Below are 20,349 nucleotides of genomic sequence, written 5' to 3' on the forward strand. Positions count from 1 at the left end.
CCCCACGAGGGGCCCGCGGCTCCCGAAGTGCAGGAAGTTGCCTCGCTCTACCCGCCGCTACCCATGACGGGGCCCGCGCCGGTTGCACCGGTATGACGACTCCGCTGTCCGCGCCGCCCCCCACGAGGCCGAGGTCCCCGACGGGGAGGACCAGGCGCAGCGCGCGGCCGAGGTGGCGGCGCTGCAGCGGGTCGCCGACGCGGGGGAAGCGGCGGCCGCGTGGGTGCGCGAGCTGGCTGGCCGCCAGTGCGAGGAGGACCACGGCCGGGCGCTGGAGCGGGTGGCGGAGGCGAGCGGCCGCGAGATCATCCCCGGCAGCGACGGCCTGCTGACCGAGGAGCTGCGCTACACCCTGGCGGCGAACGTGGTGCTCGGCGCCTCGCACACCACCGGCACACTGCCCGAACTCCACGACGGCGAGAGGCTCGCCCTGGTGGCCGTGTGCGCGCTCGCCGCGGCTCTGCCGTCGTGCGCGCTCGGCGACCTGGCGCGCGAGCTCAACCTGCTCGCCGGCGAGCCGGCCGCCGCCACCGACGCCGGTCGGACCGTCACCGCCGCCGGAGACGCCCGCGTCCTGCCCGTCCGCAAGCCCCGGCCTCTCGGCCACGAGCACGGCGATCCGCTCAACCGCCTCGCCTACCGGCGCGTCGCCGAAAGCGCGGCCGAGTCCTTCGAGATCGCCCTGAATTACCAGGGCGGCCGCGGCGAGGAGGCCTGCGCGGAGGCCCTGCACACCGCGCTCGCCGCCGCCGGCCCCGGCATCGCGGCCGCCGCCCTGCTGCGAGTGGCCGACGATCCCGCGCTCGGCCTCGACCCCGACCAGTGGGAGCACCTGCACCGCATCGCCGCCGAACTGAACCTGCGCGTGGTCGAGGACCTGGGCGGCTCGAACGGCGACGGCACCACCGCTCTTACGCAGCCGCGACCGGCGTGACAACGCCTCCGCCCACCCGCCGAACCCGGCGGGCACTCGGGCCCGGCGCCGCCCGGGGCCTCACCGACACCGTCCGAACGCCCCGCACCCCACCGCCCTGGTCGCCGACCGCCGTCGACATCGCGCTGCGCGCCGTGCTGGAGCGGTTCGAGGCGACGGCCGAGGGGTGGCGGGACGCCTTCGACGGCCTGGACGAGGACGTCCTCGCCGAGGCCGTGGTCGAGGCCCGCACGTTCGGCTCCGATCCGGCGGCGGCCGTCGACGAGCTGGTGGACGGGCTCGGGCAGCGGCTCGCCTACTGACAGGACGCGATCGGCGCTCTCGGCCGCGAGCTCACCGCGGCCGCGCAGGAACGGCCGCTGCCCGAGTGGGCCGCCGACGCCGGCCGGACCGAGGACGTCCGCCGACGCCGGGCCCGCCAGGCCCTGCTGGAAGCCACCGCCCGCCACCACCACGGCCCGGCGCCCGACGAGGAACCCGACGACCGGCCGTGGTGATCACCAGCACCCCGGGACGCGGAACAATGGCCGGGTGACCAGCACCCAGCCCCTGCCCCGGGGCCTCACCTCCCTGATCCCCGACGCCCGCACCCGGGCCACCCCCGGCGAACGCGCCGCCTCCCAGCTCCTCCACCTGCACGAGGCCACCGTGCCGGTCCTCGCCGCGGACGCCGAACTGATCGCCCCTCACCTCAAGGACCCGGACCCCGCGACCCGGGAAGCCGCCACCGCCGTCCACGCCCATCTGCTCGCCGCCATCGACGGCGCCACGCCGGGACGTTAGCGCCGACGTGGCCCGCTCTGTGGGTGCGGGTCAGTGCTGGATCTGCAGCAGTTGCTGCCTGGTCCACCCTTCTCCGGCCGGGGTGAGTGCGGTGATCCGGTCGTTCGCGAGGTCGACGAGGAGTTTCGGCTCGCCCTGGCCTTCGAGCAGGAGGACCTGCGGATGTCCGTCGGTCGCGGTGACGGTGGTCGCGCCGCACTGCACAAGGTGGTCACGGAAGCGGTTCAGCGCCGCGGACGCCTGGGCGGGGGCGAGTTCGAGTACCTGCTGGGTGAGGCCCTGGCCGGCGCCGCCGCCGGTGATCGTCGACTTGACCCAGGTCTCCACGCCGGCCGCGCGCAGGCGGGCGGCCCGCAGTTCGTCGGGAGCGCTCCAGGGGAATTCCGCCGGGTCACAGGAGGTGGAAGGGGCGGCGGGCGCCTTCGGGCAGCCCGTGGACAGGGTGAGCGAGGCCTCGGAGCGGCTGTAGGGGGCCTGGGGCCAGACGCTCTCCGGGCGCAGGAGCGTGCCTTCCGGGGCGTGGTGCTCGGTCGTGCACGCGACGGCCTGCGCGGAGGGTCGGGCTTTGTCGGCGGGTTCGTCGTTCGTGCAGGCGGTCAGGACGGTCAGGGCCGCGAGGGCTGTGAGCAGGGCCGGTACGGTGCGGTGGTTCATCGGTCTCCCGTGGCGGGTGGGTGCGGTGGTGGTGCGGGGTACGGCCGCGACGAGGCCGTACCCCGCTCCGGCACTGCTAGGCGTTGCGGACCTCGGAGTAGCGCTCCGGCGCGCTCGCGGTGGCCCACGTCGTGCTGGTCCGGCAGTTGCTGTAGGTACGGACGACACGGACGCTGAAGCGGCGTTCGATGAGGCCGTCGCGGTAGCTGACAGTCGTCCACGCCGGAACGTTCACGGTGAAGGTCTCCGTGTTCGTGACGGTCGCCGACACCGAGACGGACAGGCCGAGCTTGGCCTGGATCTCGCCGATGAAGGTGTCTACGGTGGCCGAGATCTCGGCGCCGGCGGTCGCGGTCAGCGTCCCGCTGTTGGTGCGGGCGATCGCCCGGCTGATCGAGGCCCCGGAGCTGTTCGAGATGGTGCCGCTGTCGCTCGTCTTCCAGTCCCAGCCGATCTGCTCGTAGTAGCGGCTGGTCACCGGCTCGCAGTAGTCACTGCTCCGACCCGGATCCACATCGGCGGCACTCGCCGGCACAGCCCCCACGCCCCCAGCCACCACAGCGCCTGCGAACATGCCCGCAACGGCCTTCTTCATCATCGGAAATCCCCTCCCGGAACCGACCCCAAGCGGATCGGACACAGAGGACCCTAGGTGACAAACGATAGAACGCAGGCGAAACTTGAGGAGTAGTTGAGGATTCCATGACAAGTGACAGATGACCCTCCAATCGGAAGCGCGGCCACCGCCAACCACAGGCGCCGACCCGGCCGACCGGCCCAGACCTGTCCCAGCACCCCCTGCGACAGAACGCCCGGGACGGTGGCATCCCGTCGGCCGAGCCTCCTTCGGAGAGGGCCCGGGAGCAGCGGAACGGGACCGCGACAGAGGAGCGTGGCGCGCGGTGCGCGGCCTCCGCGGCCCGGGCCGGGTTCACCGGGCCTGACGAACATGACTTTTCCGCCGGCACCTCCCACCGACGAAGAGGACCGGGAGCAGCAGAAGCTGCAGCACGAGGTGAACGGCCTGCTCGCCGAGGCGGGCGAGGCAGGACGGCGGGCGGCCAGGTGGGTGCGCGAGCCGGCCGGACGGCAGTCGGAGGAGCGGCACCGCAGCGTGCTGGAGCAGGCCGCCGAAGCCGTTGAGCAGGCCGCCGGGCGGGAGATCGTGCCCGACGGGGACGGGCAGCTGGGCGAGGAGTTCGCCTACGGCCTGGCGGCCGGCGTCGTCACCGGAAGCCCCCTGACCGAGGAACTGCCCGACCTGTCAACCGGCGGGCGGGGCGCGTTGGCGGCGGTCTGCGCGCTGGCCGCGGCGCTGCCGGGCCCGGTGCTCGGCGACCTGGCGCGCGAGCTGCCCGCCCTGACGGCCACCATGGAAGCCGCCACCGAAGCCGGCCGGGCCGCGGCAACTGGCCTCGTAGCACCCGAGGGTGAGCAAATCCTGATTTGCCGCAGGTCCCGATTCCCGGGTGGACGCCTGGCTCGACCGCGCGGTGCTGCCCGAGCCGGCGGTCGACCAGCTCGTCACCGTCCCCGCCCGTGCCGGCGTTCATGAGCGGGCCGACCGCCTGCTCGCCGATCTCACCCTCCTCGGAGTCCGCCAGCCCGGCCGAACACCGCGCCACCCGGGCCCTGAACCGCACCGCCGGGGCCGCTGGTGGCGGGATCGAGCTACCGAGGCAATGCTTCTCAAGTGGATCCGCTCGATCGCCGACGGCTCGCCCGTCACCTGAGCCATCGAGGACGGCCTGCTGCTGGCCGGCCACGAGGTGGCCTGGGTCCCCACCCGGCTGATGGCCGCCCGTCGCAAGCTGCACGCCGCCACCGGCTCCAAGTCCGACCCCGTCGACGCCGCCGCGGTCGCTCATGCCGCCCTCGCCGCTCCCGACCTGGACCGCCACCGCATCGACGAACGCGTACGCGAACCGCGCGTCCTGGTGGACCTGCGGGCAGACCTCGTCAGGCGCCGCACCATGGTGATCAACCAGGTAAAGGCCTACGCACACCTCTGGCTCGACCACACCCCGGGCGACCTCGCCCGCGCCTCCGGGCTGGCCGCGTTGACGGCAATCCTGGACGCCTCGGACCTCGGCCGACACGTCCACCGGGTCCTGGCCGAGATGATGGGCGAGACAGCCGATCTCAACCAGCGCAGCCGCGACCAGCAGACCGCGATCCGCGAACTCGTCACCCCGCTTGCGCCCGCGCTGCTGGAGATCACAGGGACCAGCCACGTCTCGGCGGCGGTCCTGCTCGCGGAGATCGGCGACATCACGCGGTTCACCAGCTCTGCCGAACTCGCCCGCTACACCGGATGCGCACCGATCCCCGTCTACTCGTCCGACAAGGAACGCCACCGCCTGCACCGCGTCACGGAACACCGGCTCGCTGCTTGAGATAGAAGCGTCAACGGCTTGCTGCGGCAGTACTTCCCCAAGGGCACCGACCTGTCCGTCCACACCCCTGAAGACCTCGTTGCTGTCGCGGACCAGCTCAATCGCCGCCCGCGCAGGGCGCTCGGCCGGAGAACCCCCGGCCACCCGGGTGACCTGTTGGAGAGAGGCCGATGCATCGGGCAGGTCAGCTCGTCGTAGGTGTGTGCCGCTGGTCGGCGGCTTCGCGGGTGGCGGCCCAGGTGGCGAGTAGGCGCAGGCCCTGCTCGTCGGGGCTGCCGGGCTGGGCGGTGTAGACGGTGAGAGTCAGGCCCGGGGCGGCGGCCAAGTCCATGCCTTCGTAGGCGAGGGTGAGGTCGCCGACGGCCGGGTGGTGGAAGCGTTTGGTGCCGGTGCCGTGGTGGCGGACGTTGTGGGCGCCCCAGCGGGTGCGGAAGTCGTCGCTGCGGGTGGAGAGTTCGCCGACGAGGTCGTGGAGGTCCTTGTCGTGGGGGTCGCGGCCGGCCTCGGTGCGCAGGATGGCGACGGTGATGTCGGCGGCCTGGTTCCAGTCGGGGTAGAAGCGGCGGGCGGCGGGGTCGAGGAACTGGTAGCGGGCGAGGTTGCCCTGATTGCCGGGGTGGTCGTAGACCTCGCTGTAGAAGGCGCGGGCGAGCTGGTTGGCGGCGAGCAGGTCCATGCGGCCGTTACGGACGAAGGCGGGTCCGCCGGTGACGGCGTCGAGCATCCACTGCAGGGAGGGGTGCGCGGTCCACTGGCGACTGGTGCGGCGGCGGGGCCGGGCGAGGGTGTCGGAGCCGTCGGCGGCCTGGGCGAGGTGCAGCAGGTGGGCGCGTTCGGCGTCGTCGAGCCGCAGGGCGCGGGCGAGGGCTTCCAGGACGGCGGGTGAGGCGCCCGCCAGGTTGCCGCGCTCCAGTTTGGCGTAGTACTCGACGCTGAGGTCGGCGATCGCGGCGACCTCGCTGCGGCGTAGGCCGGGCACGCGGCGCCGGGGGCCGGCGGGCATGCCCGCCCGCTCGGGGGTGATCTTCGCTCGCCGCGAGGTGAGGAACTCGCGGACCTCCTGACTGTTGTCCACGCCTTCGACACTACGGCGCACCGGGTGCGGGAGGGGTGTACTGCGGGTGCACCCTTCGCTGGTGACTCGCTGCGCGGGCGGAGTGCGGGTTTCCTGGATCACGTGGCGCTCTCCGGTCCCGGCCCCCTGCCGGGCCGGGGCCGGTGCCCGACCCGTACACGGCGGCGGCCGGCCCTCCCGGTCCGCCGCCCGGAACGCGAAGGAAGACCCTGATGCGCGGCGCAGTGATCCACGCCCCCGGCGACGTCCGCTTCGAGACCCTGGACGACCCGAAGATCCTCGAACCCACCGACGCGGTCATCCGCACCGCGGTGACGTGCGTGTGCGGCTCGGACCTGTGGCCCTACCGCGGTGCGGAGCCGATCGGCGACCCGCACCCGATGGGCCACGAGTACGTCGGCTTCGTCGAGGAGGTCGGCTCCGAGGTCACCGGCCTGCGGCCCGGCCAGTTCGTGGTCGGCTCGTTCGCGACCTCCGACAACACCTGCCCGAACTGCCTGGGCGGCTTCCCCTCGAACTGCCTGCACCGCGAGTTCATGTCCACCTGCCAGGCCGAGTACGTGCGCATCCCCAACGCCGCCGGCACCCTGGTCGCCTTCGACGAGACCCCGGACGAGCACCTCTGGCCCGGTCTGCTGGCGAACTCGGACGTGATGGGCACCGGCTGGTGGGCAGCCGATGCCGCTCAGGTCCGCCCCGGCTCCACCGCCGTGGTCGTGGGCGACGGCGCGGTCGGCTTGTGCGCGGTGATCGCCGCCAAGGAGCTGGGCGCGGTGCGGATCATCGCCATGTCCCGCCACGAGAGCCGTCAGAACCTCGCCCTGGCCTTCGGCGCGACCGACATCGTCACGGAGCGCGGCGACGAGGGCGTGGCCCGGATCAAGGAAATGACCGGTGGCATCGGCGCCGACAACGTCCTGGAGTGCGTCGGCACCACCCAGTCCATGCAGCAGGCCCTGCACTCCGCCCGCCCCGGCGGCAGCGTCGGCTTCGTCGGCGTCCCCCACGACGTCGCCCTCGACGGGCAGGAACTGTTCTTCTCCCACGTCGGCCTGCGCGGCGGCCCCGCCCCTGTCCGCCGCTACCTCCCCGACCTGAACGAGCGCGTCCTGGCCGGCCGGATCGACCCGGGCAAGGTCTTCGACCTCACCCTCCCCCTGGCGCAGGTCGCCGAGGGCTACCGGGCGATGGACGAGCGCCGCGCCATCAAGGCCCTCCTCACCCCCTGACAGCGATGGCAGCCCATGACCGCCTCGACCGCGCGCACCCTGCTGCGGTGCCTCGCCCTGGCCGCCGTGCTCTTGGCGGCCACCGACTGCGCCGGCACCCCGCCGGCCACAGGCCCCTCCACCACGGCGACGACCACCGCGCTGCGGCAGAAGACGCCGGTCCCCACCGACAGGAGCACTCCGGTGAGCATCCGCGTCACCCTCGACGGCACCCCCGTCCCGGCGGTGCTGAACGACAGCCCCGCCGCACGCGACCTCGCTGCCCTGCTCCCGGTGACCGTGGACCTGGAGGACTTCCACGGAACCGAGCGCATCGGCTACCCGCCGCGCAAGCTCACCACCGCCGGCGCTCCCGCGCCCGCCGCGGCGAAGGCCGGCGACATCGCCTACTACGCGCCCTGGGGCAACCTCGCCCTCTTCCACCAGGACGGCCCCGCGCCCTCCCCGGACCTGCTGATCCTCGGCCACCTCGACACCGACCCCGGCACGATCGCCCGCGCCGAGAAGATCACCGTCCAGACCGCACCCCGACCTACCGGGAGAACACCCAGATGAACCCCGTCTACGACTTCACCGGCCAGGTCGCCTTCGTCACCGGCGCGTCCTCCGGCATGGGCCTGGCCACCGCCCGCGCCTTCGCCGAGGCGGGCGCGGCCGTCGCCCTTGCCGACATCGACGAGAACGCCGTCAAGGCGGCGGCGAAGGAGCTCACCGATGCCGGCCACCGGGCCCTCGCCGTGGTCTGCGACGTCACCGACGAGCAGCAGGTCGCCGCAGCCGTCGACCGCACCGTCGAGGCGTTCGGCCGCCTCGACGCGGCCTACAACAACGCCGGGATCATGCCCCCGCCCACCGACGCCGCCGACGAGAGCGCCGACCAGTTCGACCGCGTCACCGCGGTCAACCTGCGCGGCATCTGGGCGAGCATGAAGCACGAACTGCGCCACATGCGCGCCCAGGGCAGCGGCACCATCGTCAACTGCTCCTCCCTCGGCGGCCTCGTCGGCAACCCCGGCCGCGCCGCCTACCACGCCACCAAGCACGGCGTCATCGGCCTGACCAAGAGCGCCGCCCTCGAATACGGCCCCCGCGGCGTGCGGATCAACGCCGTCTGCCCCGGCACCATCGCCACCCCCATGGTCGACGCCATGGTCGAGGGCGGCGAACTCGACCGCGACCAGGCCGAGACCGGCCAGGCCATCGAACGCCTCGGCACCGCCGACGAGATCGCCCAGGCCGTCCTGTGGCTGTGCAGCCCCGGCTCCAGCTACGTCACCGGCATCGCCCTGCCCGTCGACGGCGGCTACACCGCCCGCTGAACCTGGAACCCGAGAAGAGAGCCCGACCCCGTGGAATTCGTCCAACCCCAGCCCAGCGTCAAGGCCCCCGCCGACTGGTTCACCGGCGACGTATGGTTCGACGTCATCGCCACCGGACAAGCCCCCTCCCGCCTGCGCGCCAACCTGGTGCGATCGCTGACCTGGGACCAAGGCGCCGAGATGGCAGCCCACGGCGCCTTCACTGTCGCCACCGACGTCCCGGTCTACTTCTGCGACCCGGCCAGCCCCTGGCAGCGCGGCTCCAACGAGAACACCAACGGCCTGCTGCGGCAGTACTTCCCCAAGGGCACCGATTTGTCCGTCCATACCCCAGAGCAACTCGCCGCCGTCGCCGCCGAACTCAACGGCCGCCCACGCAAAACGCTCGGCTGGGAAACCCCAGCCGAGCGCCTGCATAAACTGCTCGCGGCCTGATCAATCCGACCACGTGTTGCAACGACCCCTAGAAACCGCCAGTACGGCGGCGGGGGCTTCCTGCTACGGTCGCGTGATCGACCACGTGTTGCAACGACCGCTGGAATTCACCGTGCGGGGCGGCCCACCACTGGTTCAGGGTGTTCGTGTGGCGGGTGTCGTTCAGTACTGGACGGAGATGCTGGCTCCGGTGAAGGCCTGCTGGGCGTGGAGGCCGAAGTAGACGTATCCGGCGGGCGGGTTGTCGATGGTCAGGGTCTCGGTGTTGCCCGCCTGGGTGGACTTGCTGGTGTAGGCGTTGGGGGCGGTCCAGGTGCGGGCGTTGTAGTACAGGTCGGCGTTGCCGGTGCCGCCGGTGGTGGTGATCTTCAGTTGCTTGGTGCCGGCGGGGACGTTCAGGTAGTGGTGGGAGATGTTGCCGGTGGTGGCGCTCAGGCCGGCCCGGCGGCAGTTCTGGCCGAGCACGCGAACGTCGCTCCCGGCGCACAGCGGCAGCAGGCCGACGTCGACCGGCTTGCTGACAGTGGCGGTGGCGCCCTTGTCGTCGGTGACGGTCAGGGTGACGGTGTAGGAGCCGGCGGTGCTGTAGGTCTTGACCGGGGCGGCCTCGGTGGACGTGGTGCCGTCACCGAAGCTCCAGCTGCGGCTCGCCACCGTGCCGTCGTCGTCGGTGGAACCGTCGGTGAGCGTGGCGGTGAGACCGCTGACGGTCGAGGTGAAGGCGGCCACCGGGGCCTGGTTGCCGGGCAGCGCAGGAGTGGTGTTGCAGGCGCCGGCGGCGCAGGCGGTCAGCCAGGTCCTGAAGTCGGCGTCGTAGCGGGTGCCGATGGTGGTCTTGAGCAGGGTGCGGGCACCGGCCCAGTCGCCCACGCGGTACTTGGCGAGGACGGCGTCCACGTCGGGGCGGTGCTTCTCCATCATGTAGCGCACGGCCAGGTAGCCCCAGCGGTAGGTGCGCTCGGTGTTGGTGTTCTGGTAGGTGGTGTCGAAGAGCGTGGAGAGCGCGTAGGTGCGCAGGCCGGCCGCAGCGGTGGCGGCGGTGTAGGGCTTGTCGAGGTAGGAGTAGGAGACGTACTCGGCGAAGCCCTCGATCCACCAGATGGTGGGGGTGGAGACGCCGGCGTTGAAGTCGCCGTGCATGTTGAAGCGGCCGTCGAGGTAGTGGGTGTACTCGTGGTTGAGGTTCCACACCTGGAAGTCGGGCTTCACCGCGTCGTTCTCGTACGCCAGGAAGCGGGGCTGGTTGCCCGCGACGGCGGGGTTGCCCTCCAGGTACATGCCGCCGTTGTTGGTGTCGATGCGGTAGATGGCGGCGGCGAACGCCTGGTAGTCGAAGCGGGTGTCGAAGGCGACGACCTCGATGCTGCTGTTCAGGTCCTTGGCGACCGGCCCCTTGTCGCGGGCGACGGCGTGGAAGTACGCGTCCTGGGCGAGCAGGCTCGCGCAGGCTTCGGCCAGGTTCTCGGCGGTCACGTCCTGGGCGAGGATACGGATGCTCGGGCTGCAGGTGTGGTTGGTGACCAGGATGCCGGCGCGCAGGCGGGCGGCGCCGTCCGCGGTGCCGTACAGCGCAGCGTCGGCCGCGTCGTAGGAGCTGACCATTTCGGAGATCGCCGCCCACAGGTGAGCCGTGCGGCCGCTGGGGGCGCTCTGCGCGGCGAGGCCGCTCAGCAGCGGCTGCAGCTTGGGCTGAAGGACCGCGTGCTGGAGGAACCGGCCGAGCTCGCGGGCGCCGTTGTAGACGAGGTAGCCGTAGTCGGTGCCGAGCAGCGCGGTGTTGCGGGAGATGAAGCCGTTCAGGGTGTCGAGCACGCTGGGGTCGGCCTGGATCGCGGCGACGAAGCCGGCGGTCTCGTGGCCGCGCCACAGCGCGGTGAAGATGCTGTTGATCGCGCCGGGCATGCCCGTGACGGTGTTGTAGGTCGCGGCGTCGTAGTCGGTGAGGAGACGCTTGATCACCGGGAGGTAGCGGGTGTTCTCCTGGGCGCTGTCGATCAGGGTGACCGACTGGCCGAGGATGTCCGCGTTGGCGGTGGTGACGTCGCGGGAGCGGGTGTGGGCGAAGTAGGTGTCCAGCGCTCTGCGGATCGCGGACTGCAGGCTGGTGCCGTAGGTGCCGACGTCGGTGGGGTGGTACCACTGGACGAAATAGCCGGCCCTCAAGTACATGACCAGCTGGTAGGTCGAGGTCGAGTTGTCGCCCGGATAGGAGGCGACGTTGTCGCGCAGCGCATTGGCGACCGTCACCATCTGCGACTCTTGGAAGGCGTAGAAGGCGTCGGTACCGGTCAGGCTGAACAGAGTGTTCATGCAGTTGCCGTCGACGGCCTTGATCTGCTGCACCAGTGCGCTGCCGGTGCGGCCGGTGAAGGCGCTGACGGAGCAGTCCGCAGCGGCGGCCTGCGCCGACGCGCCGAACGACTTGGCGGACACGGACGCACCCGGCGCCGGGTCCGCTGCCGGGGTGAACGGAGCACGCTCACGGGTGGAGACCTCTGCGCCGGAGCTGCGCTCGGCCTCGCGGGCATCGGGGTTCACCTCGGGAGCGGGCTGCGGGGCGAGCTCCGTGGGCGGGGACGCCGACGGAGCGCCGGCGGCAGCGGCGGGGACGGGGACGGGGGCGGGGGCAGCCTGGCTGGCCGGAGCCGACAGGCCGAGCGCCAGACAGGATGCCAGCGCCAGGGGCAGCAGCCGCGCGTAGCGCGACAATTGCGATATGCGGACGGAACTCATGTGGGGGTCTCCGGGCCTGCGTCGACCGCGTGTGGGGTGCGGTCAGGTGGAGGAGGACCACTCGACGGCGCACCGGGTTGCGGCACACCGCCGAACAGCGGGGATGGCATACCATTGCACACGTCACACGGCACCGGGAAGATCCCGAACGGGACCGATTGTCCGAGACCCCTCGCCCCGGAGCCCCTTACATCCCCTCCCCGACACCACGGGGAGCGATCGGCCGACGGAGCCCCGGTCCCGGACGCTCGTGCATCCACACCGCGATGACCGGCACCACTCGGCGCCCCGGAAGGGCCGGTTCGCCCAGTCCGAGCCCTGCCCAGGGACCGGACTGACAGTACGCTGACCTTCCTTTTCGTCAGCGCCCCCACCGGCACTCCCCCGCAGGATCCGCCTGCGCCGCCCGGTGCGACCGCAGGAGGTCGACCCGTGGTGGTGCCCGGCCTGGCCGGCCGCCTGGCAGCGCGCCTACGCGACCGCCCGGCTGTGGTGGCTGGACACCGACGGCCTGGTCGACTGGGCGCGGCTGCCCGAGGACGGTGTACGAGGGCGAGCAGCTCGGACGCTGGGCGAAGGCGCAGCGGGCCGGCCGGCCCGGCCTGGAGGCCGACCAGCAGGACCTGCTCGCCGCGATCGGCTCGAGGCCGACCCCGAGCTGGTGGCCGCCAAAGCCGCCGCCGAGGCGAAGCCGACCGTGTCCCGCGGAGATCGGTTCCAGCAGCGCCTGGCCGCGCTCGCCGCGCTCGTCGAGCGGGAGCAGCACCCCCGAGTCCCCCGCCCCCACAAGGAGCAGGTGGAGAGCGTGGAGGCCGGCCCGGGCGGTGAGGAGCAGGTGGTGGTGTCGCACTTCGCCCTGGGCGCCTGGCTCAACAACCAGAAGGCCCGCCGGGCGAAACTCAGCCCGGGGCAGCTCGCGCAGCTCGCCGAGCACGGCGTGGAGTGGGCATAGGCCCAGCGGCGCCCCGGGCATCAGGACAGCCGATTCTTGTCGTGCAAGGACCGCCAAGTTAGTTCTGCTGATAGATTTCTGATGTTCTGTCAGTCACAGAATGGCGGCGACGCGGGGGGAAGCGTGTCGACTTACGAACCATCGAGTCAGCCCTGGCCCAATCCGCCGCGGCGACCAGCGGATCCGCCACGCCCGGCGGGGCCGCCCACGGTGGGGGCCGCGATCGTGTCCCCACCGGTGACGGATCTGTACGGCGGAGCGCACAACGCCGTCAACGTTCGTGTCGACAAGCGGCTGCTCTGGGTGGGGAACGCCGCGTACCCGCTGCGCAACATCACCCGGGTCTACACGTTCCTGCTGCGGCCGAACCGCGGAGCTGCGCTGGCACGGTTCATGCGGCGGCTGCTGGTGCTCCTGGCGGTCGTTGTCGTCCTCGCCGTCCTCGACGACGGCCGCTCGGAATATGTCGCGCCGACCGGGGAGGAGGGCCTGGTCGTCTTCGGGGCCGGCTTCGCGATCTTCGCCGTACTCGAACTGTTGGCCGTCCTGTTCGCACGGTCGGTGCCCGTCCTGGCGGTGGACACCGCGGGCTCCCCCACCGCCATCGTCACCGATTCGGACCGTGGCAGGGTCGGTGAACTGCTCCACACCCTTGCCTACGCGCTGGAGCACCCCGAGACCGAGTTCCAGGTGACGATGCAGACGCTCACGTTCAGCCCGCAGAACTACCACGTCGGGGACAACGTCAACATGTACGGCGGCTTCGGCAACACGGGGAAGGTGACCAATTGAGCGGCGATCGCAATAACGTCCACATGTATGGCGGCACCGGCAACAGCGGCGTCGTCTACAACCAGGCGCAGGCGGCCGGTGGCCAGGGCGGATCGGTGGAGCTCACCGCCGCTGTGACCGAGCTGGTCCGCCTGCTGCACGAACTGCGGAGCGGCGTCGCCCCTCTGGCGGCGCAGTCCATCGACGAGGCTTTGCCGGCCATCGGCATGGGACCTGCGGCCGCACCGCAGGATCGGCATCGGGCGCTGATGGCGGTAGCAGGGATCGCCGCTACCGTCGGGGCGGTCGGCACTCCTGTCGTGGAGGCGGTCCAGCGGGTACTGGCCCTACTCGGCGGCCAATAGACGGACGGCGGCGGCCCAAGTGGTCGGGCGGGATTCCCGGCGTAGGGGCGCCGGGCCGGCTGGTGGCTCGGGCCCAGCGGTAGGCTGCCGGGGCTCCGAGAAGGCACTCGGAGGCCGTCACCTGTGGGGTGTCGGCCTGCTGGCATTCCTGCGGCAGATTGGCGAGTCAGGGCTGGGGCGTAATGGAGAAGGACGGCCATGGGCTGGAGTTCGTCATGACTTACGGGCCGCTGCTGTCCGACGACGGTGCTACCTGGCTCGGCACGGCGGTGTTGCTCCGGGCACCGGACCTGGACAAGGCACGCGCCGTCCTGACTGCGGACCAGTACGCCGACATCGAGGTGCACAACTGGCAGTTCGGCGGGCGGCCGTCATGACCCGCCGCCGACGTCCGGCTGATGTCGCCGCCGGATTCGATCGGATCACTCAGTCCCCGTGTTCCAGCGAACCGACGGGTTGGTCCCGTCGGTTCGCGCTGAAGAGCCATCGGTTTCCCTGATCCCACGGGACTGCCTGTCCTGAGGTCTGTTGTCCGCGGACGGCCGACCTGCCTTCCGCGTCTCACATCATTGGCCGGTGGAGCTGTGATTCTCCGCCGGCAGCGTGCGGGAGGTGCGCCTGGCCGGGACGGCGCTGGGAGCCGTTCGGCTCCGGGCCGGAAGGCGCGGGTCCGGGCTCCGGTGTCATCGCTGTTCGCCGGCAGCGGGGTGCCGGCGGCGGAAAGTCGACGCGGGGGCAGCAGAGCAGCCGGGCGGCTGGCGCCGCGCCCTGTCCCGATCGAGAGCGCGGCGCACGCGGAGAGCCAACTGCTGCTCAGGCCGGGCCCGGAGGTCGGGGTGCTGGGCCCGCCCGAGCTGCGGGAGCGCCTCGTCGCGGCGGCGCGGGCCCTGGCGCGCTCTACCGCCGACGCACTACCGCCGACGGACTACCCGCGCTCGCGGGTGGTCCTGGGCAGGGGGTCAGGGCTGGGTGATCCGGCTCCAGGTGAAGGGCCCGAACGAGGTGTCGGTCGTCGGGTGGTGGGCGCCCGGGGTGACGGCTAGCTTCAGCCACTCCAGCGGCACGGTGCTGCCGTGGACGACGATGCGGTGGAAGTTCGGGACGTTGTAGCCGGGGTGGCTGTTCCAGGCGTCGGAGGAGCAGACGTCCTGGTCGCCGGCGCACGGCGCGCCCTGGCCCAGCGGGTTGTCCGAGCGGTACACGTGCGAGTCGCCCATCAGCAGGAGCACCGGCTTGCCGAACGCGGTGGTGTGCGAGGCGAGGCTCGCGACGATCGGCTTGTAGTCGGCGACGTGCGCGGCGGGCTTGCCGTCCAGGTCCCACATGTCGGCCTGGGTGGTGACCACGATGGAGGAGATGCCGCCGACGTGGGCGACGGCGAAGGCGGTGTCGAGCCACCGCAGGTCGGCGGCGGTGCGCCGGGCGGCCTCGTCGAGCTGCTCCTGGGAGGCGGTGGGCGCGCCGTACCAGGGGTCGGCGTCGTTGTTCGATCCCCCGGGGACGTTGATGGTGACGAACAGCGTGCCGTTCTTGATCCACAGCACGTTCTCGACGTACCGGGCGTCCTCGGGGTGTGCCCGGTTGGGGAGTTCGGCCTGGGACAGGACACGCAGCGTGCCGCTGCCGAGGGTGTGGCCGGCCCGCGGGAAGAAGTTCTTGCGGATCAGGTCGAGGTTGGCGACCGGGTTGCCGGCGGCGTGGCCGACGGGCTGCCCGGTGGCCGGGTCGAGCACGGGGTCGATCTTTCCGGTGGCGGCGTTGTACTTGCCGCCGCCCTCGGCGGCCTTGTGGCAGTCGGCCCATTCGTTGTCGCCGGGGGTGTAGACCAGCGGGTCGGCGAAGGTCTTCCAGAGCGCGGCGACGGACTCGTCGTACGCGGCGGTGCAGTACTGCTTGCCGGAGTGGATGTCACCCACGTGGATGACGGTGCTGACGTCCTGGTCGGCGTTGACGTTCGCGATGAAGGCCGGCGTGGCCAGGAACTCACTGGTGTCGCTCGGTGAGGTGCCGTACGGGGCGTCGCCGTACACGGCGAGTGTGAACGACGCGCGGGCGCCGCGGGTGGGGCTGCCCTGGCTCGCCGTCGCGGTGGTGGCCGGCACCACGCTCAGCGCGAGGGCGAGGCTCGCGGCCGCGTACATACGTCTGTTCATGTGCTGTCTCCCGGAGGGTGCGCCGTGCGAAGGCTGTGCGGGAAGCAGCGTGCACGGCTCCGGGAACGGCCGGGTGAACACAAGTTCAAGGGTTCGCCGTGGGATTGACGGCCCGCGGGGAGCGTCCGTGCACCGCCGCCGTACGGCAAGGTGGTCGGGCACCAGAACCAGCGCGGAGCGAGGCGCCTCGCCGCGGGTGCGCGGGTAGGCGGCGGCCCGGCCGGTGTCCCGCACCGGGCGCCAGCCCTCGCCCCTCGATGTGGTGTCGGTGACCACTGGTGTCCTCTTGACGAAGTGCCGTCGGGCAGCCTCGCCTCGCACCACCGCGATACCGTCTGGGCAAGATCAGTCAAAGGGGCAGAATGACAGGTCGGATCGAGTTCGATCGGCAACTCAGCGGTAGCGGCTGGGCGACATGCCGTATCGCCGACGCAGTTGCCGAAGCGAAGTGCGGGGTCAGTTACATCGATGCCTTGGCCGGCCTGCGGCTCGCCCCGGACGCCGAGGTCCGCACCACGCCGCCGATCAACCCGAAGGCCTGAAACGATGATCACGCGCCCCAGCCGCGACTACGCGATCACCGCGATGTACTCCGTGGATGACGACGCCTGGCACCTCGAACTGGACCTCGTCCGGGAGCAACGGGCCATGGTGACCGCGGTCATCCCCGACGAGGACCCAGCGCGCGAGCCGACGGTGTGCTTCGATCCCCAAGGACAACGCTGTCGCCAGGGAACTGCGCGTCACTGTCCCCGAGGCCGATCTCCCCGCCGTTCTTGCGGCCGCATTCGGGCTGCATCCCGATGGCACCCCCGCAGACGCCCAGCAGGCGTTCCAGCTGGTTGCCGAGAGGGCGGGGGAGCGTGATCACTCTCCCACCGCGCCCGCTTGAACAACCGGCAGCGTCCGGTGTCTGTCCGACCGGACAGACACCGGACGGACAGCACGAGCGCTCCTCGTCCCGACAGACACGAATGACCGGGCCGAGTGCATGAAACATGTGACATCACCGACGACTGTCGTCCTCCTCGAGAATGCATACGCGCCCGTAGTGAGCCGTCCAGCCGGATGTTGTCCGCGGACAACACGAGCAGTCCCATCACCGGAGTCCTGCGGCTCCTGAACCTGCGGGGCTGGTTCTCCACCTGGAGCTGGAGAGGCCAGGCCATTTCTGCGCTGCCGGTCGAATCTGCGCTGCCGGTCGAAGCGGCGGCCGAGCCGTAGGTGCGCTCCTGCGTGCTGTCCGCGCACGGCACCACATCGCGCCGGATCGCGGGCGAGTCCTGCCGGGAACCGCCCGCCCATGGGCGGGCGCCGGCCGCTTCCGGCCCCTCCGGCCGGAACGGGCCAGGGACCTTTCCGTCCACCCGGGCGCCCTTCCGCCCGCCGTGAGCCGCGACGAAACTGGTGATCGCCGCCAGGGAGCACCGCTTCCGGGGCGGCGGACCCGACGAAGCGTCACCCCGCGACGCGAGCCGGGTCCACCGCACCGACGCCCCCTGCTCCCGGAGGAACACCACCATGCCCCGCGCCTCCCCCGCCACCGCGGTGGCCCGCCCCCGGCACCGGCGAAGACATCCGACCGGACGACGAGGCCGAGATCGTGGACGCCCTGTGGGCCCACTGCCCGCCCGGCAGCGGCCTCCAGCGCATCAGAGCACGGTCCGAGCCCGGACCGGTCGACCTCCTGCTCTCCCTCCTGACCCCTGGACTCCCCCGGCGCGCCCAGCGCCGTCCAGTGCCCACGCCCTGATCGCACGGAGCCACCGGGCCGTGCCGCTGCTCAACCGGCACTACCTGCCGCCCCGGCCCTTCGGCACACAAGAACACCACCGCCTGATCGGCGCGCAGCGCCCCTACCAGGCCCAGGCACCGTCCGGCACTTGAGCATGCGACACGGATCGGGGCCGCGCTCGATTCGCGGGCCCTCTGCCCGACCGGCCTGCGCCGCCGTCCTCGGCCCCGCCGCACCCGCCGTCGACCGACCTTGCACACCCCTCAGCTTCGCCACACCCAAACCAACCCCGCCAAGGAGAACCTCGCCATGTCCGTCGTCAAGTCCTCGTTCACCCGCACCGCTCTCGCCGCGGCCCTGGCCGTGTCCACCGCGTCCGGCGCGATGGTGCTCGTCACCTCCTCCGCCCATGCGGCCTCGTCCGTCGGCGGCTCAATCGCCACATCCGAGGTGATGGCGCGGGCCAACGACTGGCTCGCCCGGGACATCCCGTACAACCAGGGCGCGTACGCCACCGACGTCACCGGCACCAAGTCCTACCGGCAGGACTGCTCGGGCTTCGTCTCCATGGCCTGGCACCTGAGCAGCAGCGAGAACACCGACAGCCTCGACAACCGGGCGCTGACGACCCGGGTGGCCCTGTCCGACCTCAAGCCCGGTGACGCCCTGGACAACGACCCCGGTGATGGTTCGGTCAAGTCCAGTGGCCACATCATTCTGTTCGACCACTGGGTCAACAAGGCCGCGGGCCAGTTCGCCTACATCGACGAGGTCAACCCGACGCTCAACGTGCGGGCCGGCGTCACCTACCTCAGCGGCGACCGCAACGGGAACATCGCCGGGCACCCCGCCAACGAGTACTTCGGCCTGCGCTACAACAAGCTGGTCGCAGACACCCAGAACCCCGCGCCCGTCTCCACCCCGGGCGCGATCACCGCCGCCGCCACCAGCGACAACACCGCCCACGTCGGCATCGTCGGCTCCGACGGCAGCCTGTGGTCGACCGACGCGGCGTACGGCGGCACCGGCTGGAGCGGCAACTGGGGCAAGCTCGACGGCAGCGCGCTGAAGGCGCTGACCAGCGTGACGGTCGGCAACGTGGTCCACGTCTACGCCCTGGGCGCCACCGGCAAGGTGTACACCAAGGACGCCGACTACAACACCGGCTACTGGAGCACCGGTTGGGCCGAGGTCCCCGGCGGCGCGACCGGCGCCACGGCCCTGACCGCGTCCGCCACCGGCAACACCGTCCACCTGCAGACCATCGGCAGCGACGGCGCCCTCTACACCACCGACGCCGACTACAGCGGCACCGGCTGGAGCGGAGCCTGGACCAAGCTCGACGGCAGCGCGCTGAAGGCGCTGACCAGCGTGACGGTCGGCAACGTCGTCCACGTCTACGCCATCGGCGCCACCGGCAAGGTCTACACCAAGGACGCCGACTACAACACCGGCCAGTGGAGCACCGGTTGGGCCGAGGTCCCCGGCGGTGCCCAGGCCTGACGCACCCCGCGGTTCAGTCTCCTTCCCTCTGCTCACCGATTCCGGGGTACCGTCATGTCCGCACGCCCGTCGAAGACCCGCCTCCGTCCGCTCGGTCTCCTGCCGACCGCGACCGTCACCGCCGCGCTCGCCGCCTCCCTCCTCGCCACCGCCCCGCAGGCCTCCGCCGCCTCGGTCTCGACCTGGGACAAGGTCGCGCAGTGCGAGAGCACCGGCAACTGGAGCATCAACACCGGGAACACCTTCTACGGTGGGCTCCAGATCTCGAAGTCGACCTGGGACGCCTTCGGTGGGCGTCAGTACGCCGCCTACCCCCACCTGGCCACCAAGCAGCAGCAGATCCTGACGGCCGAGAAGATACTCGCCGGCCAGGGCGTCGGGGCCTGGCCCAATTGCTGGCAGGGCACCGGCCTCGCCACCGACCACGCCAACCCCTACCCGGCGCCCGCGCCGTCCACCACGAACAGCGCGGCGATCACGGCCTCCGTCACCGGTGGGACGGCCCGCCTCAACCTCGTCGGCAGTGACGGCGTCCTCTACACCACCGACGCCGACTACGGCGGCACCGGCTGGGGCGGGGCCTGGACCAAGCTCGACGGCAGCGCGCTGAAGTCCCTGAGCAGCGTGACGGTCGGCAACGTGGTCCACGTCTACGCCCTGGGCGCCACCGGCAAGGTCTACACCAAGGACGCCGACTACAACACCGGCCAGTGGAGCACCGGTTGGACCGAGGTCCCCGGCGGCGCCACCGGCGCCACGGCCCTGACCGCGTCCGCCACCGGCAACACCGTCCACCTGCAGACCATCGGCAGCGACGGCGCCCTCTACACCACCGACGCCGACTACAGCGGCACCGGCTGGAGCGGAGCCTGGACCAAGCTCGACGGCTCCGGACTCAAGGCCCTCACCAGCACCGTCACCGGAAACGTCCTCCACGTCTACGCCATCGGCGCCACCGGCAAGGTCTACACCAAGGACGCCGACTACAACACCGGCCAATGGACCCAGGGCTGGACCGAGGTCCCCGGCGGCGCCCAGACCTGACGCCCCCCTCCCGACCCTCCGCACGACACCAACAGCGACACCACCCCCACGAGGGCGTGGCTCCAGGCTTCCAATACCTGGAGCCACGCCCTCGTGGCGAGCAGGACCGGTGCACGCTTCACTTCCCCCGCCACCGAAGACCTTCGCATGCAGCTTAGACCGTGTCCTATCTCGTGCAGCCGACCCCGCACGCCGGCCCTCGACCAGATGAGGAAGCGGCGGTGGACGGTGGACTTGGAAACCCCGAGCAGGGCGGCCTCGGACCGAT

Annotated in this window: 20 protein-coding genes and 2 pseudogenes; 17 read left to right on the forward strand and 5 right to left on the reverse strand. The window is 71.6% G+C overall.

Annotation, left to right across the window (positions count from 1 at the left end):
• Positions 1-82: 82 nt before the first annotated feature.
• From SM793_RS16425 to SM793_RS16435, 3 genes are all read left to right on the forward strand, one after another.
• A complete protein-coding gene (locus tag SM793_RS16425) occupies positions 83-934 on the forward strand; it encodes a hypothetical protein (RefSeq protein ID WP_320438925.1) in 852 nt (283 codons plus the stop codon).
• On the forward strand, positions 931-1,236 hold the full coding sequence (locus SM793_RS16430; protein ID WP_320438926.1) for a hypothetical protein: 306 nt from the start codon (positions 931-933) through the stop codon (positions 1,234-1,236). The genes SM793_RS16425 and SM793_RS16430 overlap by 4 nt, the downstream gene beginning before the upstream one ends.
• A 229-nt stretch (positions 1,237-1,465) precedes the next feature.
• Positions 1,466-1,717, forward strand: a complete 252-nt coding sequence (locus tag SM793_RS16435; RefSeq protein WP_320438927.1) for a hypothetical protein — start codon at positions 1,466-1,468, stop codon at positions 1,715-1,717.
• Between the two features lie 30 nt (positions 1,718-1,747).
• Here SM793_RS16435 and SM793_RS16440 read toward each other — a convergent pair whose 3' ends face one another.
• Both SM793_RS16440 and SM793_RS16445 read right to left on the reverse strand, forming a co-directional pair.
• Positions 1,748-2,371: a hypothetical protein gene (locus SM793_RS16440; RefSeq protein WP_320438928.1), complete on the reverse strand. Its 624-nt coding sequence runs from the start codon at positions 2,369-2,371 to the stop codon at positions 1,748-1,750.
• A 76-nt stretch (positions 2,372-2,447) separates the two neighbouring features.
• Entirely contained in the window at positions 2,448-2,849 is a 402-nt protein-coding gene (locus SM793_RS16445; protein WP_320438929.1) for a hypothetical protein, read from the reverse strand.
• A gap of 471 nt (positions 2,850-3,320) precedes the next feature.
• Between SM793_RS16445 and SM793_RS16450 the strand changes: the two genes are divergently transcribed.
• The 3 genes and pseudogenes from SM793_RS16450 to SM793_RS16460 form a co-directional block, all read left to right on the forward strand.
• Positions 3,321-3,926: a hypothetical protein gene (locus tag SM793_RS16450; RefSeq protein ID WP_320438930.1), complete on the forward strand. Its 606-nt coding sequence runs from the start codon at positions 3,321-3,323 to the stop codon at positions 3,924-3,926.
• 199 nt (positions 3,927-4,125) lie between these two features.
• The gene (locus SM793_RS16455) at positions 4,126-4,767 is read left to right on the forward strand and encodes a transposase (RefSeq protein ID WP_320438999.1); all 642 of its coding nucleotides are present in this window, start codon (positions 4,126-4,128) and stop codon (positions 4,765-4,767) included.
• Positions 4,768-4,965 (forward strand): annotated as a pseudogene (locus SM793_RS16460) (hypothetical protein); the annotation flags it as partial.
• Here SM793_RS16460 and SM793_RS16465 read toward each other — a convergent pair.
• Positions 4,952-5,842: a helix-turn-helix transcriptional regulator gene (locus SM793_RS16465; protein WP_320438931.1), complete on the reverse strand. Its 891-nt coding sequence runs from the start codon at positions 5,840-5,842 to the stop codon at positions 4,952-4,954. The pseudogene SM793_RS16460 and the gene SM793_RS16465 sit on opposite strands and share 14 nt — an antisense overlap.
• A 212-nt stretch (positions 5,843-6,054) precedes the next feature.
• Here SM793_RS16465 and SM793_RS16470 point away from each other — a divergent pair, with 212 nt between their 5' ends.
• The 4 genes and pseudogenes from SM793_RS16470 to SM793_RS16485 all read left to right on the forward strand — a co-directional run.
• Complete coding sequence (locus SM793_RS16470) at positions 6,055-7,071, forward strand: zinc-dependent alcohol dehydrogenase family protein (RefSeq protein ID WP_320438932.1); 1,017 nt, start codon at positions 6,055-6,057, stop codon at positions 7,069-7,071.
• Between the two features lie 15 nt (positions 7,072-7,086).
• The gene (locus SM793_RS16475) at positions 7,087-7,626 is read left to right on the forward strand and encodes a cyclophilin-like fold protein (RefSeq protein ID WP_320438933.1); all 540 of its coding nucleotides are present in this window, start codon (positions 7,087-7,089) and stop codon (positions 7,624-7,626) included.
• Positions 7,623-8,390, forward strand: a complete 768-nt coding sequence (locus SM793_RS16480) for a glucose 1-dehydrogenase (protein ID WP_320438934.1) — start codon at positions 7,623-7,625, stop codon at positions 8,388-8,390. The genes SM793_RS16475 and SM793_RS16480 overlap by 4 nt, the downstream gene beginning before the upstream one ends.
• Positions 8,391-8,516: 126 nt before the next feature.
• Positions 8,517-8,825, forward strand: a pseudogene (locus SM793_RS16485) (IS30 family transposase); the annotation flags it as partial.
• 162 nt (positions 8,826-8,987) lie between these two features.
• Here SM793_RS16485 and SM793_RS16490 read toward each other — a convergent pair.
• The gene (locus SM793_RS16490; RefSeq protein ID WP_320438935.1) at positions 8,988-11,558 is read right to left on the reverse strand and encodes a collagenase; all 2,571 of its coding nucleotides are present in this window, start codon (positions 11,556-11,558) and stop codon (positions 8,988-8,990) included.
• Between the two features lie 409 nt (positions 11,559-11,967).
• On the opposite strand from SM793_RS16490, the gene SM793_RS16495 reads away from it, so the two are divergent.
• From SM793_RS16495 to SM793_RS16510, 4 genes are all read left to right on the forward strand, one after another.
• Complete coding sequence (locus tag SM793_RS16495; protein WP_320438936.1) at positions 11,968-12,510, forward strand: helicase associated domain-containing protein; 543 nt, start codon at positions 11,968-11,970, stop codon at positions 12,508-12,510.
• A 237-nt stretch (positions 12,511-12,747) separates the two neighbouring features.
• Positions 12,748-13,302, forward strand: a complete 555-nt coding sequence (locus SM793_RS16500) for a DUF6232 family protein (protein WP_320438937.1) — start codon at positions 12,748-12,750, stop codon at positions 13,300-13,302.
• Positions 13,299-13,646 (forward strand): hypothetical protein, encoded by a 348-nt coding sequence (locus SM793_RS16505; protein ID WP_320438938.1) that lies wholly within the window; start codon positions 13,299-13,301, stop codon positions 13,644-13,646. The genes SM793_RS16500 and SM793_RS16505 overlap by 4 nt, the downstream gene beginning before the upstream one ends.
• Positions 13,647-13,861: 215 nt before the next feature.
• The gene (locus SM793_RS16510; RefSeq protein WP_320439002.1) at positions 13,862-14,023 is read left to right on the forward strand and encodes a hypothetical protein; all 162 of its coding nucleotides are present in this window, start codon (positions 13,862-13,864) and stop codon (positions 14,021-14,023) included.
• Between the two features lie 582 nt (positions 14,024-14,605).
• Here SM793_RS16510 and SM793_RS16515 read toward each other — a convergent pair.
• Complete coding sequence (locus tag SM793_RS16515; protein WP_320438939.1) at positions 14,606-15,799, reverse strand: hypothetical protein; 1,194 nt, start codon at positions 15,797-15,799, stop codon at positions 14,606-14,608.
• A 362-nt stretch (positions 15,800-16,161) separates the two neighbouring features.
• Between SM793_RS16515 and SM793_RS16520 the strand changes: the two genes are divergently transcribed.
• From SM793_RS16520 to SM793_RS16530, 3 genes are all read left to right on the forward strand, one after another.
• Positions 16,162-16,341, forward strand: coding sequence for a hypothetical protein (locus SM793_RS16520; RefSeq protein ID WP_320438940.1), 180 nt, complete (start codon positions 16,162-16,164; stop codon positions 16,339-16,341).
• A gap of 1,502 nt (positions 16,342-17,843) precedes the next feature.
• Complete coding sequence (locus tag SM793_RS16525; RefSeq protein WP_320438941.1) at positions 17,844-19,037, forward strand: tectonin domain-containing protein; 1,194 nt, start codon at positions 17,844-17,846, stop codon at positions 19,035-19,037.
• A 54-nt stretch (positions 19,038-19,091) separates the two neighbouring features.
• Positions 19,092-20,081, forward strand: a complete 990-nt coding sequence (locus SM793_RS16530) for a transglycosylase family protein (protein ID WP_320438942.1) — start codon at positions 19,092-19,094, stop codon at positions 20,079-20,081.
• Positions 20,082-20,349: the final 268 nt, after the last annotated feature.

This window comes from Kitasatospora purpeofusca (genome assembly GCF_034043715.1).
GTDB classification, from domain to species: Bacteria; Actinomycetota; Actinomycetes; order Streptomycetales; family Streptomycetaceae; genus Kitasatospora; species Kitasatospora purpeofusca_A.

What these genes read in the sequence shown, in the direction of transcription:
- SM793_RS16440 (WP_320438928.1), bottom strand. Translation starts at nt 2,371, where the DNA reads ATGAACCACCGCACCGTACCGGCCCTGCTCACAGCCCTCGCGGCCCTG.
- SM793_RS16450 (WP_320438930.1), top strand. Translation starts at nt 3,321, where the DNA reads ATGACTTTTCCGCCGGCACCTCCCACCGACGAAGAGGACCGGGAGCAG.
- SM793_RS16470 (WP_320438932.1), top strand. Translation starts at nt 6,055, where the DNA reads ATGCGCGGCGCAGTGATCCACGCCCCCGGCGACGTCCGCTTCGAGACC.
- SM793_RS16475 (WP_320438933.1), top strand. Translation starts at nt 7,087, where the DNA reads ATGACCGCCTCGACCGCGCGCACCCTGCTGCGGTGCCTCGCCCTGGCC.
- SM793_RS16480 (WP_320438934.1), top strand. Translation starts at nt 7,623, where the DNA reads ATGAACCCCGTCTACGACTTCACCGGCCAGGTCGCCTTCGTCACCGGC.
- SM793_RS16490 (WP_320438935.1), bottom strand. Translation starts at nt 11,558, where the DNA reads ATGAGTTCCGTCCGCATATCGCAATTGTCGCGCTACGCGCGGCTGCTG.
- SM793_RS16510 (WP_320439002.1), top strand. Translation starts at nt 13,862, where the DNA reads ATGACTTACGGGCCGCTGCTGTCCGACGACGGTGCTACCTGGCTCGGC.
- SM793_RS16515 (WP_320438939.1), bottom strand. Translation starts at nt 15,799, where the DNA reads ATGAACAGACGTATGTACGCGGCCGCGAGCCTCGCCCTCGCGCTGAGC.
- SM793_RS16520 (WP_320438940.1), top strand. Translation starts at nt 16,162, where the DNA reads ATGACAGGTCGGATCGAGTTCGATCGGCAACTCAGCGGTAGCGGCTGG.
- SM793_RS16525 (WP_320438941.1), top strand. Translation starts at nt 17,844, where the DNA reads ATGTCCGTCGTCAAGTCCTCGTTCACCCGCACCGCTCTCGCCGCGGCC.
- SM793_RS16530 (WP_320438942.1), top strand. Translation starts at nt 19,092, where the DNA reads ATGTCCGCACGCCCGTCGAAGACCCGCCTCCGTCCGCTCGGTCTCCTG.